A 13,283-nucleotide genomic window follows, 5' to 3' on the forward strand; every position below is an offset into this window, starting at 1 on the left:
GCGGCGATGTATGCTGCCGCCCCCCTCGCGTCCCGCTCGCGTCGCCGCCTCCCGCTCGTCTTCGGCGCGGTCCTGACCGTGCTTCTCGCCGCCGGCTGCGCCGAGCCCGCCGCCACCCCGCTGTGGCAGCCGCCGGCCGCCGGTGGGGCGAGCGGCAGCCCCGCCACGAGTGGACCGCCGGCCGAGGCGGAGCAGGTGATCTCGCTCTCCGCGACCGGCGACATCCTGATGGGTAACGCCCCGAACCGGCTGCCCGCCAACGGCGGGAAGGGTTTCTTCGACTCGGTCACCGAGGCGCTGGAGGCCGACCTGGTGATGGGGAACCTGGAGGAGCCGCTGACGGTCGACACCGGCACCGGCAAGTGCGGCCCCAACTCGACCCGGTGCTTCCAGTTCCGGGCCCCGCCGGAGTACGCGCAGCACCTGCGCGACGCCGGGTTCCACCTGCTCAACATGGCCAACAACCACGGCTACGACTACGGCCCCAAGGGGTACACGAACACCCAGGAGGCGCTGGAGAAGTACGACCTGGAGCACACCGGCGCGCCGGACCAGATCACCGTGGTCGACGTCAAGGGCGTCAAGGTCGCCGTCGCCGGCTTCTCGTCGTACGTCTGGTCGAACAGCCTGGTCGACATCGACGCCGCCGAGAAGGTGGTGAAGAAGGCGGCGACCCAGGCCGACCTGGTCGTGGTGCAGGTGCACATGGGGGCCGAGGGCGCGGCGATGACCCGGGTCAAGCCCGGCACCGAGATGTTCCTCGGCGAGAACCGGGGCGACCCGATCAAATTCTCCCGCCGGATGGTCGAGGCCGGGGCGGACCTGGTCGTCGGGCACGGGCCGCACGTGCTGCGGGGCATGGAGTTCCACCAGGGCCGGCTGATCGCCTACAGCCTGGGCAACTTCGCCGGAGGCGGGAACACGCTCAACAACTCCGGCCGGCTGGGCTGGGGCGGGGTGCTCAAGGTGTCGCTGAAGCCCGACGGCACCTTCGTCGAGGGCGAGTTCGTCTCGACGTACATGAACGGGACCGGCAAACCGACCATGGACCCGGACGACCGGGGTCTCGGCCTGGCCCGCGAGCTGACCCGGATGGACTTCCCCAAGACCGGTGCCCGCTTCTCCGACAGCGGCACGATCACCACCCCCCGCCCCGCCTGACCTCTCCCTCCCCCACCTCCCGTCCCGCTCCCGGGCTGGTCGCGGTGATCAAGGGCTTCCCGTCAGGGTCGCGCCCTCGCGTCGACAAAACCCGGCACGGGCCGGGTGGGGCCGGCGGGAGGGTGGGTTGGAGTGGGGGGCGGGGTGGGCGACGTAGGCTGGCCGGCGTGAGCAGGAGTGCCAACGAGACCGACCTCGGGCGTACCCGCCGGGCCAGGCGGATCGGGCGGGTGCTGGCCGAGACCCATCCCGACGCGCACTGCGAGCTGAACCACTCCGGGCCGTTGGAACTGGCCGTGGCGACGATCCTCTCCGCCCAGTGCACGGACAAGAAGGTCAACGAGGTCACGCCGAAGCTCTTCGCCCGCTATCCGACCGCCGCCGACTACGCCGGGGCGGACCGGACGGAGATGGAGGAGCTGATCCGGCCGACCGGGTTCTACCGGAACAAGACCAACTCGCTGATCAACCTTGGGCGGAAGCTGGTCGAGCGGTACGACGGCGAGGTGCCCGGCCGCCTCGTCGACCTGGTGACCCTGCCCGGGATCGGCCGCAAGACCGCCAACGTGATCCTCGGCAACGCCTTCGGCGTACCCGGTATCACCGTCGACACCCACTTCCAGCGGCTGGTGGGGCGGTGGCGGCTGACCACCGAGACCGATCCGGTCAAGATCGAACACGCGGTCGGGGCGCTGTACCCCCGGCGCGACTGGACGATGCTGTCGCACCGGATCATCTTCCACGGGCGGCGGGTCTGCCACGCCCGCAAGCCCGCCTGCGGGGCCTGCACCCTGGTGAAGCTCTGCCCGGCGTACGGCACCGGGCCGACCGATCCCGCGCTGGCGGCCAAGCTGCTCAAGGGCCCCCGGGCGCGGGACCTCGCGGTGGCCGCCGGGGTCGACCCGGACCTGGTGCCGACGGCGGCGACGGCGGCGGAGGTACCGTGAACCGACGACTCGCCGCCCTGCTCCTGCCGGTACTGCTGCTCGTGGCCGGCTGCACGACCGAGCCCGGACCGGGCCCCGTGCCGACCGCCCAGGGCGACACCCGGCCGTCGCCCTTCGCCGACTGTGCCGCCCTCACGTCCGTTCCGCCGTCGGCCGGCCCGGACACCCCGGCCCCGGCCGACTCCGCCGGCCCGCTGGTCGGGCAGCGGCTGCCGGACCTGGTCCTGCCCTGCTTCACCGGTGGGGACAACGTCGCGCTCGCCGAGGTACGCGGCCCGGCGGTGGTCAACGTGTGGGCGTCCTGGTGCCCGCCCTGCCGTGAGGAGCTGCCCGCCTTCCAGCGGCTCGCCGAGCGGGCCGACGGCCGGTTCCAGGTGATCGGGATCAACAGCCGGGACCGCCGGACCGGCGCCCAGTCCATCGGCGAGGACTTCGGCGTCCGGTTCCCCATGCTGTACGACCAGGGTGACAGCGTGCAGAGCGCGGTGGAGCGCAACGCGATCCCGATGACCCTCTTCGTGGGCGCCGACGGCCGGATCCGGCACCTCGACGTCTCCGGGGCCCTCGACGACGCCAGCCTCGCCGACCTGGTCCGCCGGCACCTCGGCGTGCGGGTGACGGCGTGACCCGTCGACCACCGGAGTGGATGACGCCGCTGCTGACCCGGCTCGCCACCGCCCAGGTGACCGACTTCACCCAGCTGACCACCCCGACCACGGGGGGCCGGGAGAGCGCCGTACTGGTGCTCCTCGGTGAGGAACCGGACGCGGGCCCGGACGTGCTGATCCTCCAGCGCGCCGCGACCCTGCGCAACCACGCCGGGCAGCCGGCCTTCCCCGGCGGCGCGGCCGACCCCGGCGACGCGGACGCCGCCGCGACGGCGTTGCGGGAGGCGAACGAGGAGGTCGGTCTCGACCCGACCAGCGTGACGGTGCTGGCCGAGCTGCCCCGGCTCTGGATCCCGGTCAGCGACTTCGTGGTGACCCCGGTGCTCGCCTGGTGGCACACGCCGCACCCGGTGCATCCCCGGGAGCCGGCCGAGGTGGCGCACGTGGCCCGGCTGACCGTCGCGGAGCTGGTCGACCCGGCCAACCGGCTGCGGGTGCGCCACTCCAGCGGGTGGATCGGCCCGGCGTTCACCGCGCGGGGAATGCTGGTCTGGGGGTTCACCGCCGGGGTCCTCGCCGCGCTGCTGGAGATGGCCGGCTGGGCCCGGCCGTGGCCCCGGGACCGGGTGATCGACCTGCCGCCCACCGGGGCGAGCCCGGCGCCCTCGGCCGGTACCGACCCGGTGGACGAGGTCGCGGGTCCGCTCACCTGACGGTCACGCTCCGCCAGCGCCGGCCGTCGGGCGTGCGCGGTGCCCGTACCCTTGACGGGTGTCCGCCGTTGATCTCGTGCTCCTGCTGCTCATGCTCGTGTTCGCGATCAGCGGATACCGTCAGGGCTTCGTCATCGGGGTGCTGTCGTTCGCCGGCTTCTTCGTGGGTGCGCTGGTGGGGCTCCAGGTGGGCCCGATGCTGGCCAACCAGTTCGTCGACAGCGGCATGCGGGTGCTGATCTCCCTGGTGGCGGTCTTCGGGCTGGCCGTGATCGGGCAGGCGTTGGCCGGCTGGCTCGGTTCCCACCTACGCCGGACGATCACCAGCGAGATCGGGCGGCGGGCCGACGACGTGGGCGGCGCGTTCGTCTCGCTGCTCGCCGTGATCCTCGTCGCCTGGCTGGTCGCGGTGCCGCTGGGCTCCTCGTCGCTGCCCTGGCTGGCCTCCTCGGTGCGCAACAGCGCGGTGCTGAGCGTGGTCGACCAGGTCATGCCGGACGAGGCGCAGCAACTCTCCACCGCGCTGCGGGACACCGTCGACACCAACGGCTTCCCCGACGTCTTCGGCAACCTGGCCCCCACCCGGGCCCGGCAGGTCTCCCCGCCCGACCCGGCGCTCGCCGGCTCCGAGGTGGTCGCCAACGGGCAACGCTCGGTGGTGAAGGTGCTCGGTTCCGCCCCGAGCTGCTCCCGGCGGATCGAGGGGTCCGGGTTCGTGTACGCCCGGGACCGGGTGATGACCAACGCGCACGTGGTCGCCGGCACCGAACGGGTGGCCGTCGAGCTGAACGGCCGGCGGTACGACGGGGACGTGGTGGTCTACGACCCGGACCGGGACCTCGCCGTGCTGCGGGTGCCCAACCTGCCCGGCCCTTCGATGCGCTTCGCCGCCGGCAACGCCGGCAGCGGGGCCGACGCCATCGTGCTGGGCTTCCCGCTCGACGGGCCGTACGACGCGCAGTCGGCGCGGATCCGGGACGTCGACCGGATCACCGGGCCGGACATCTACTCCTCCGGGGACGTGACCCGGGAGATCTACACGATCCGGGCCCTGGTCCGCAGCGGCAACTCGGGTGGGCCGCTGGTCTCCTCCAACGGCCTGGTGCTCGGGGTGATCTTCGCGGCGGCGGCCGACGACCCGAACACCGGCTTCGCGGTGACCGCCGCCGAGGCCCGTCCGGTGGCGCTGGCCGGCGCGGAGAACACCCGCCCGGTCGGCACCGGCGGGTGCACCTGAGCAGCCGCTCGGGCCGGGTGGGTCAGGTGGGTGGGGCGGGGGGCCGGGCGCGCCAGAGCGCGAAGCCGGCGACCGTGGCGGTGACCACGGCCGCGCCGAGCAGCCAGCCGGCCAGCACGTCACTGGTCCAGTGCACACCGAGGACGATCCGGCTGAGCCCGGTCCCCACGGCGAGGGCGACGGCCGCCGCCCACAGCGCGGCCCGCCGGCCGGGCCGGCCCCGGGCGGCCGGCAGGAAGACCACCAGCAGGACCCCGGCGGCGAGGGTCGCGTTCAGCGCGTGACCGGAGGGGAAGGCGTACCCGGCGGCGGACGAGACCGGGTCGAGCAGGTCGGGCCGGTCCCGCCCGACGACCAGTTTCAGCAGCGGGCCCAGCAGCCCGCCGCCCACCATGGTGACGGTCACCCAGGCGGCCAGCCGCCGGGCACCGCCCCGGACCAGCCAGAGCACCAGGAACAGCGCCCCCACCCGCAGCGGGTTCGGCGCGAAGACGTCCGTCCAGAGGCTGGTCAGCCGGACCCAGCCGGGGTTCGTCAGGGCGTACGCGTGCAGCGCGTCGGTCACCCGTACGTCCAGGTCCCGCAGGGGCGGCCAGCCGGTGAGGACCAGTACGGCCAGCCCGGTGAACGGGAGCATCAGGAGGCCGGCGACGGCGGCCAGGGTGAGCCGCAACCCGCGTGGCTGCTCCGGGGCCAGCCGGCGGCGTAGCCAGGACGGCGGGGAGTCGGGTACGGCGGTGTGCGGGACAGGCCGATTCATGCCTCCGATTTCTACCCTGAACAGTGCCGGATCAGACCGGTCCGGGCGGGTCAGCGCCCCGAATGACGGATTCGGCGGACCACCAACGCGGCCCCGGTGACCAAGGCGGCGAGGACCGCCACCCCGGTCCAGAGCCGGTCGGGGCCCGAGTCGTCCCGCCCGCCGGCGGGGTGCGCGGTCCACCAGGTCTGCTGCCGGGGCGCGGCGAGGTCGAGCGAGTCGGTGCCGGTACCGGCGGCCTGCTCGTCCGGGGCCGTGCCGGGCGCCGGCCCGAACCCGGCCACCCCGGGCGAGAGGTTGTCGTCGAGGGGGTTGCGCGGCACCGACGGGACGTCGGTGGTGAGCGCCGCGACGGGGTCGACCAGCCCGTACCCGAACCGGTCGTCGCGGCCGGTGGGGCCGATGTCCCGGGCGGTGGTGATCAGGCGGTTGACCACGTCCCCGGCGGACATCCGCGGGTACTTCGCGCGGATCAGCGCGGCCGTGGCGGCCACCAACGGGGCGGCGAAGCTGGTGCCCTGCACCCGCCAGTAGCCACCCGGGCGGGCCCCGACCAGCCCACTGGCCGGGGCCGTGAGCACGGTGTCCGGCCCGGTGATCGAGCCGGACCAGAGCTGCTCGGTGTCGCGTTCGAGGCCGGCGACCGCGACCACGCCGGGCTCCCGGGCCGGATACCACACCTTGCTGCTGGTGGAGGTGGCGACGTTGCCGGTGCACGCGACGACCACCACGTCCCGGGCGAACGCGTAGTCGACCGCGGCGGCCAGGGCCGGGCTGTCGCCGCTGCCGCCGAGGGACAGGTTGATCACGCGGGCGCCGTTGTCGACGGCCCAGCGCACCCCCTTGGCGACGATCAGCGCGTCGTCGTAGCGGTTGTCCTCGTCGAGGACCCGGACCGGAAGGATCTTCGCGTCCGGGGCCAGCCCGACCACGCCCCGCTTGTCGTCGTTGCGCCCGGCGATCAGGCCGGCGACCGTGGTGCCGTGGCCGACCGGGTCCGGGCTGCCGGAGCGGCCCGGGTCGACCAGGTCGAGCCCGGGGAGCACCTGGCCGGCGAGGTCCGGGTGGGTGCCGTCCACTCCGGAGTCGATGACCGCGACGGTGACGTCCCGCCCCGTCGACGCCCGCCACGCCGTGTCGGCCCGCAGCGCGTCCAACTGCCACTGCTCGTCACGGACCTGGTCGACCCGGGTCGGCGTGTCCACCGGGGCGAACCCGCCCGGCGGCACGAGCCCGACGGGCGTGGTGAGCGTCGCCGCCCCGGGGGCCGTCCAGGTGACCGCCGCCGGCGCGGCGGGGACCGCCGGACTGCCCATGGCGGTGGAGGTGGCCAGGTCGGCAGTGGTGGCCAGGATGGGAGCGGTGACCAGGTCGCCAGTGGTGGCCAGGGCGGGGGAGGCCGGGCCGGCGACCGAGACGGCGGTCACCGTGACGCCGAGCAACGCCCGGCCGGCCAGTCGTCGGGCCGCTGTCGAGCAGCCGTGCCGAGTCCCAGTCACATCCTCAGCCATTCATCGCGACAGACACATGATGCTCGGAGATTACCGAATTCCCCGCCGGCCACGGAGCGAACCGCGCAGATGTCCTCGCTCGACGATCCCCACCGGCTGCCCCGCCTCGCCTCACGGGGGTGGCAGGTGGGCGAGCTGCACCAGCCGTACGCCCTCCCGGCGGGTGACCAGCCGACCCCGGCCCGGCGGCAACGGACCGGGCCGGACGGGGCCGACCAGCGGACCCTCGTCCGGGCTGCCGGTCATCACCAGCCCGGCGGTGGCAAGCTCCCGCAGCCGTTGCACGATCGGCTCGAACTGGGCCCGCGCCGCGCCGCCGGAGCGGCGGGCCAGCACCAGGTGCAGGCCGACGTCCCGGGCCTGCGGCAGGAACTCCTCCAGGGCCCGCAGCGGGTTCGCCGGGCCGCTGGCCACCAGGTCGTAGTCGTCCACCAGCACGAACAGCTCCGGCCCGGACCACCAGGACCGCTCCCGTAGCTGCGTCGGGGTGACCTCCGGACCGGGGATGCGCTGCTGGAGGTACCCGGCCGAGGACTCGACCAGGTCGGTGGTGTGCGCCGCCGCGGTGCCGTAGCCGATCAGGTGCGGCAGGTCGTCGATCGCGCCGAGCAGGCTGCGCCGGTAGTCCACCAGGATCACCCGGGCCTGTTCCGGGGTGAACCGTCGGGTGATCGAGGTGGCCAACGCGCGCAGGAACGACGACTTGCCGCACTCGGCGTCACCGAAGACCACGAAGTGCGGCTCGGCGGCGAAGTCGAGCAGCACCGGCCGCAGGTCCGCCTCGGCGATCCCCACCGGCAGCCGCAGGCCCGTCGTCGCCGTCAGGTCCAGGTCGGCGTAGGGCAGCACCGGTGGGAGCAACCGGACCGGGGGCGCGGGCGGACCTGCCCACCGGCCGGCGACCGCCTTGACCAGGTCGACGGTCTCCCAGCCGGGGCCGGTCAGCCGGGGCAGCGCGGTCAGGAAGTGCAGGCTGCCGGCGGTCACCCCCCGACCCGGCGTCGCCTCCGGCACGTTGGCCGCCGCCCGCCGGGCCACCATGGAGTCCGACGGATCGTTGAGCCGCAACTCGATCCGGGAACCGAAGAGGTCCCGGATCGCCGGGCGGAAGTCGGTCCACCGGACGGCGCTGGCGACCACGTGCACCCCGTACGACAGGCCCCGGGTGGCCAGGTCGGTGATCAGCGGCTCCAGATCGTCGTACTCGCCACGCAGGGTGGCCCACCCGTCGACCACCAGGAACACGTCGCCGAACGGATCGGTCACCGGCTGGCCGGTCGTGGCCAGGGCGGCCCGCCGCTGCCGGTACGCGGCCATCGACTCGACACCCAGCTCGGCGAAGCGGTGCTCCCGGTCGGCCAGCACGGTGACGACCTCGCCGACGGTCCGTCGTACGGCGGTCGGGTCGGACCGACCGGTGACCCCGCCGACGTGCGGCAGGTCCCGCAGCGCCGCCAGCCCGCCGCCGCCGAAGTCGAGGCAGTACACCTGGGCCTCGGTCGGGGTGTGGGTCAGCGCCAGCGCGCAGACCAGCGTCCGGAGCAGGTTCGACTTGCCGCTCTGCGGCGCGCCCACCACCGCGACGTGCCCCGCCGCGCCCTCCAGCGACAACCAGAGCAGGTCGCGGCGCTGCTCGTACGGCTTGTCCACGACGGCCACCGGCACCTGGAGGGCACCGTGCAGCTCGGGGTTGCCGAAGGTGACGCCCCGGGCCGGGTCGGTGCCGACCGGGCCGAGCAGGTCGTCCAGGGCGGGCGGGTCGCCGAGCGGCGGCAGCCACACCTGGTGAGCCGGCGGGCCCTGCCCGGCCAGCCGGTCGACCAGCACGTCGAGCAGGCTCTCCGCCCCCGCCTCCTCGGTGGCGGCCGGGGCCGGGGCGGCCGGCTCGGGCACCGGCACGTGGTGTGTGGAGAAGGTGAGCAGCCGGGGCGCGCCGGGGGCCCCGGTGGCCGTGGCCGCACCCCGGCGCCGGGCCGCCCCGGAGACGTACGCGGCCCGGAACCGGACCAGCGGCTCGGTGCCGAAGCGGAGGTACCCGTGCCCGGGGGAGCGGGGCAGCTCGTACGCGTCCGGCACGCCGAGCACCGTCCGGGACTCCAGCGCGGAGAAGGTCCGCAACCCGATCCGGTACGACAGGTGGGTGTCCAGCCCGCGTAGCCGCCCCTCCTCCAGCCGTTGCGAGGCGAGCAGCAGGTGCACCCCCAGTGACCGGCCCAGCCGGCCGATCTGCACGAACAGGTCGATGAAGTCGGGCTTGGCCGACAGCAGCTCGGAGAACTCGTCGCAGACCAGCAGCAGGGAGGGGAGCGGGGCCAGCGGGGTGCCGGCGGCCCGGGCCCGTTCGTAGTCCCGCAGGCTGGCGAAGTTCCCGGCCCGGCGCAGCAGCTCCTGCCGGCGGACCAGTTCGCCGTTGATCGCGTCGACCATCCGGTCCACCAGGGGCAACGCGTCCGCCAGGTTGGTGATCACGGCGGCGGTGTGCGGCAGCCGGTCGAAGGAGGCGAAGGTCGCGCCGCCCTTGAAGTCGACCAGGACGACGTTGAGCTGCTCGGAGCTGTGCGTGGCGGCCAGTCCGAGGACCAGCGTCCGGAGCAGCTCGGACTTGCCCGAGCCGGTCGCCCCGATCAGCAGCCCGTGCGGCCCCATGCCGTCCTGCGCGGACTCCTTGAGGTCGAGTTCGATCGCGCCGCCGTCGGTGCCCACCCCGATCGGCACCCGCAGCCGGTCCCGCGCCGACCGGGGCGCCCAGCCCTGCTCGGCGGTGAAGTTCTCCGGGTCGCCGATGCCGAGCAGCTCGGGCAGGCCCAGCTCGGCGCCGGGAGCGGCGTCGGGACCCCGACCCGGGGTGGCCAGCCGCAACGGCGCGAGCCGCCGGGCGACCGCCTCGGCGTCGGTGGCCGCCAGCCGGTCGGCGGTGCCGACCTCGGCCTGCCCGTCGGCGGAGTGCGAGTGCAGCCGGCCGTCGCGGATCTCCAGCAGCAGCGCGAACCGGTCGAGCAGCCGGGGCGGCGGGGTGTCCAGGTCGATGACGGTGACCGCGTCGATGCCCCCGTCCCCGGTCAGCTCGGTGGCCCCGGTCAGGTCAGCGCCGTCGAGCACGACCACCACGTGCGGGCCGTCGGTGGCCGGCCCGGTCGGGCTGAACCGGGACCGGGCCGCCAGCACCTCGTCGAGGAGGCGTTCCAGCTCGGCGGCGGAGCTGGCGACCAGGCGCACCGGGCCGAGGGCGTCGGTGCGGGCGGGGTGGTGGGCGTGGGGCAGCCACTTGACCCACTCCCAGGCGGCCCGGCGCTCCGGGCCGGCGCAGACCGCGACGAGCAGCTCGTCCGGGGCGTGGAAGACGGCGAGCTGGGTGAGCATCGCCCGGGTCAGCGCCTGCGCGCCGGTCACCCCGGCGGCCCGCGCGTCCAGCGCGGCGGCCGGACCCGGCACGGCGGCGTCGCCCCGCCCGCCGCCCGCCACGTCCCGGACGAAGACCCGGGCGAAGCTGCGCAGCGAGAGGGCCACCGGCAGGTCGGGCACCACCGAGTACGCGTCGAGGAACCGGCGCAGCGCGCCGGCGGTCATCGGCTCCAGCTCCTCCAGGGGGCGGGTGACCGGTGGCACCAGCGGGGTGGCCAGCGTCTGGGGGCCGACCGCGACGCGGACCACCGCGAAGTCGGGGTCGGCGGGGCGGCGTTCCCAGACCCGGTGGCTCTCCACCGTCGACCACAGGTGACCCGGGTCGGGGTGCCGGTAGTAGAGGCCGGCCCGCTGCTGCCCGGCGGTCTGCCGCACCCGACGGCGCAGGGCGGCGAGGTGGCGCAGGTACTCCCGGCGGGCGGCCATCATCTCCGACTTCTTCGGCGAGCCGGAGGCGGCGCCCCAGGAGGTGGCCAGCATCGCCACCGAGGAGAGCCCGAACATGCCCCCGACCACGTACGAGTAGGCCCCACCGCCCCGGCCGAACATCATCGCCATCGCGACCGTGCCACCCACCATCGGCAGCACCATCAGTAGCTGCTGCCAACGTCCGCCGGTGCTGGCCGGGATCTCCGGCGGCCCGTCCACGGGCAGCTCCCCGACCGGGATCTCGGGTGCCGGCCGCCGGGGTGGCCGCTTGATCACGACAGTGGACACACACCCTCCCCCACAGCGCTCGGTAACCCGAGCCTGGCTCATCGTAGGTAAAGTCCTGTCGTCCGCGCAGCCACCACTCCCGCTCGATATGGAGATGAGTCGATGTCGATCGGCCTGGCCCGGGTCACCATCAGCGCGCCACAGCGCCGGGTGGACGTCGCCCTGCCGGAGCAGGTTCCCCTGGCCGAGCTGCTGCCGGAGGTGCTCCGGCACGCCGGGGAGGGGCTCGCCGACGACGGCGAGCGGCACGGCGGCTGGGTGCTGCGACGGACCGACGGCGTCGTGCTGCACACCGCTCAGGCGCTGTTACCGCAGGGGGTACGCGACGGCGAGGTGCTGCACCTGGTGCCGGCCCGCGCGCAGTGGCCCGAGTTGGAGTACGACGACGTGGTGGAGGCGATCGCCGACGGGGCCCGCCGGCGCGGCAGCGCCTGGTCGCCGACGGCCACCCGGGCCGCCGCCCTGGCCGGCGCCGGGGTGCCGCTCGCCGTCGGGCTGGCCGCCGTGCTGACCGGACAGGGCGGCGGCTGGCCGGTCGCCGTGGTGGTGGCGCTGCTGCTCACCCTCGCCGGCACGGTGGCCTCCCGGGCGTACGGGGACGGCCCCGTCGGCGCCACCCTCGGTGGGTACGCGCTGCCGTACGCCTTCGCCGCCGGTGCCGTGGCGGTCAGCACCGGCGACCCGGTCGGCCCGGTGCCGGCTCTGCGCTGGCTGGGCGCCCCCGAACTGCTCGCCGGTACGGTGGCGTTGCTGCTGGTCGCGGTGCTCGGCCTGCTCGGCGTGGCCGCCCGGCTGCGGGTCTTCGTCGCCGGTGCCACGGTCGGTCTGGTCGGTGCGCTCGCCGCGCTCGGCGGGCTCGTCCTCGCCCCGGCCGCGACGGCGGCGGTGCTGCTCTGCGTGCTGGTCCTCACGGTGGGGGCGGTGCCGTTGCTGGCCATCCGGTTCGGCAAGCTGCCGCTGCCCCCGGTGACCCTGCCGGCCGGCGCGGACGGTGGGCCGGACCGGGCGCGCGACCTGCCGGACCGGTCCCGGGTGCACGCGGCGGTGGCCCGCACCGAGGAGATGCTGACCGGCCTCCTGCTCGGGCACGCCGTCCTGGCGGTCGCCGCGACGGTCGTCCTGGGGGCGCTGGGTGGTACGGCCGGGTTGCTGCTGGTGGCGGTCGGGTCGGCGGTGCTGCTGCTGCGCGCCCGGCTCTTCGTGGCGCTGCGGCACCGGGCGCCGACCGTCGCCGCCGGGCTGGCCGGGTTCGCCGTCGCGGGACTGGTGCTGGTCGACCGGGCCGGGCCGACCGGGTTGGCCGTGCTGACCGCCGCCGGGCTGGTCCTGGCGCTGGTGACGGTGGCGGCGGGCAGCACGTACGCCCGGCGGCCGGTGTCGCCGTACCTCGGCCGGATCGCGGACCTGACCGACACCGCGCTGGTGGTCTCCGTGGTGCCGGTGGCCTGCGCGGTGCTGGACCTGTACGACCGCGCCCGTGGGCTGCTGGGTTAGCAGCCCACGGGCGCGGTCGGCGAACGGTCCGGCCGGTGGCCGGGTCAGTGCGGGGCTTCCCCGCGCGCCTCGGCCTCCTGGTGACGCCGGTACGAGGCGACGATCTCGGCCTCGGCCTCGATGCGCCCCACCCAGGTCGCCCCCTCGACGGACTTGCCGGGCTCCAGGTCCTTGTACACCTCGAAGAAGTGCTGGATCTCCAGCCGGTCGAACTCGCCGAGGTGGTGGATGTCGCGCAGGTGCTCCTGGCGCGGATCCTCGTAGGGCACGCAGAGGACCTTGTCGTCGCCGCCCTTCTCGTCGGTCATCCGGAACATGCCGATGGTGCGGCACCGGATGAGGCAACCGGGGAAGGTCGGCTCGGGCACCAGCACCAGCGCGTCCAGCGGATCGCCGTCCTCGCCCAGGGTGCCCTCGATGAACCCGTAGTCGGCCGGGTACTGCGTGGACGTGAAGAGCGTACGGTCGAGCCTGATCCGACCGGTCACGTGGTCCACCTCGTACTTGTTGCGGTGACCCTTGGGGATCTCAACCGTGACGTCGAAATCCATCTCACGCTCCCTCGTTGCCCACGCTGGCTGACGGAACCAGTGGCGCTCCGGTCGGATGAATGCCCACCCGTCGGCTCCGGCCGCCGCATAGTCTTCGGACCGAAGTAGTGTCACCCAAGCCGATTTTGCGCTGGGGAGGAGGGGGCCGTGGGGAGGGAAGATTCACACTACCGCCCGGACGG

At 74.6% G+C, this 13,283-nt stretch carries 10 protein-coding genes; 6 read left to right on the forward strand and 4 right to left on the reverse strand.

Going from position 1 to position 13,283, the window contains the following annotated elements; genetic code table 11:
• Positions 1-6: 6 nt before the first annotated feature.
• The 5 genes from ACQUFX_RS28160 to ACQUFX_RS28180 all read left to right on the forward strand — a co-directional run bounded on the left by ACQUFX_RS28160 (position 7) and on the right by ACQUFX_RS28180 (position 4,666).
• Positions 7-1,161: a CapA family protein gene (locus ACQUFX_RS28160; RefSeq protein WP_428963227.1), complete on the forward strand. Its 1,155-nt coding sequence runs from the start codon at positions 7-9 to the stop codon at positions 1,159-1,161.
• Between the two features lie 167 nt (positions 1,162-1,328).
• On the forward strand, positions 1,329-2,108 hold the full coding sequence (gene nth, locus ACQUFX_RS28165) for an endonuclease III (protein ID WP_428963228.1): 780 nt from the start codon (positions 1,329-1,331) through the stop codon (positions 2,106-2,108).
• Entirely contained in the window at positions 2,105-2,734 is a 630-nt protein-coding gene (locus ACQUFX_RS28170) for a TlpA family protein disulfide reductase (RefSeq protein WP_428963229.1), read from the forward strand. The genes nth and ACQUFX_RS28170 overlap by 4 nt, the downstream gene beginning before the upstream one ends.
• On the forward strand, positions 2,731-3,429 hold the full coding sequence (locus ACQUFX_RS28175) for an NUDIX hydrolase (protein ID WP_428963230.1): 699 nt from the start codon (positions 2,731-2,733) through the stop codon (positions 3,427-3,429). The genes ACQUFX_RS28170 and ACQUFX_RS28175 overlap by 4 nt, the downstream gene beginning before the upstream one ends.
• 58 nt (positions 3,430-3,487) lie before the next feature.
• Positions 3,488-4,666 carry a MarP family serine protease gene (locus ACQUFX_RS28180; RefSeq protein ID WP_428963231.1) on the forward strand — a complete coding sequence of 393 codons (1,179 nt, stop codon included), beginning with the start codon at positions 3,488-3,490 and terminating at the stop codon, positions 4,664-4,666.
• Between the two features lie 22 nt (positions 4,667-4,688).
• Here ACQUFX_RS28180 and ACQUFX_RS28185 read toward each other — a convergent pair whose 3' ends face one another.
• The 3 genes from ACQUFX_RS28185 to eccCa form a co-directional block, all read right to left on the reverse strand.
• Positions 4,689-5,426: a phosphatase PAP2 family protein gene (locus tag ACQUFX_RS28185; RefSeq protein WP_428963232.1), complete on the reverse strand. Its 738-nt coding sequence runs from the start codon at positions 5,424-5,426 to the stop codon at positions 4,689-4,691.
• Between the two features lie 50 nt (positions 5,427-5,476).
• The gene (gene mycP / locus ACQUFX_RS28190) at positions 5,477-6,925 is read right to left on the reverse strand and encodes a type VII secretion-associated serine protease mycosin (protein ID WP_428963233.1); all 1,449 of its coding nucleotides are present in this window, start codon (positions 6,923-6,925) and stop codon (positions 5,477-5,479) included.
• A 123-nt stretch (positions 6,926-7,048) separates the two neighbouring features.
• Positions 7,049-11,056 (reverse strand): type VII secretion protein EccCa, encoded by a 4,008-nt coding sequence (gene eccCa / locus ACQUFX_RS28195; protein ID WP_428963234.1) that lies wholly within the window; start codon positions 11,054-11,056, stop codon positions 7,049-7,051.
• Between the two features lie 102 nt (positions 11,057-11,158).
• Here eccCa and eccD point away from each other — a divergent pair, with 102 nt between their 5' ends.
• Entirely contained in the window at positions 11,159-12,550 is a 1,392-nt protein-coding gene (eccD, locus tag ACQUFX_RS28200; RefSeq protein WP_428963235.1) for a type VII secretion integral membrane protein EccD, read from the forward strand.
• 44 nt (positions 12,551-12,594) lie between these two features.
• Here eccD and ACQUFX_RS28205 read toward each other — a convergent pair whose 3' ends face one another.
• Positions 12,595-13,101, reverse strand: coding sequence for an inorganic diphosphatase (locus tag ACQUFX_RS28205; RefSeq protein WP_067366206.1), 507 nt, complete (start codon positions 13,099-13,101; stop codon positions 12,595-12,597).
• Positions 13,102-13,283 lie beyond the last annotated feature (182 nt).

The sequence above is a fragment of the Micromonospora fluostatini genome (assembly GCF_050410825.1).
Taxonomy (GTDB): Bacteria; Actinomycetota; Actinomycetes; order Mycobacteriales; family Micromonosporaceae; genus Micromonospora; species Micromonospora rosaria.

Excerpts from the sequence above, each read along its gene's own strand:
- ACQUFX_RS28160 (WP_428963227.1), top strand. The coding sequence starts at position 7 with ATGTATGCTGCCGCCCCCCTCGCGTCCCGCTCGCGTCGCCGCCTCCCG.
- ACQUFX_RS28185 (WP_428963232.1), bottom strand. The coding sequence starts at position 5,426 with ATGAATCGGCCTGTCCCGCACACCGCCGTACCCGACTCCCCGCCGTCC.
- eccD (WP_428963235.1), top strand. The coding sequence starts at position 11,159 with ATGTCGATCGGCCTGGCCCGGGTCACCATCAGCGCGCCACAGCGCCGG.
- ACQUFX_RS28205 (WP_067366206.1), bottom strand. The coding sequence starts at position 13,101 with ATGGATTTCGACGTCACGGTTGAGATCCCCAAGGGTCACCGCAACAAG.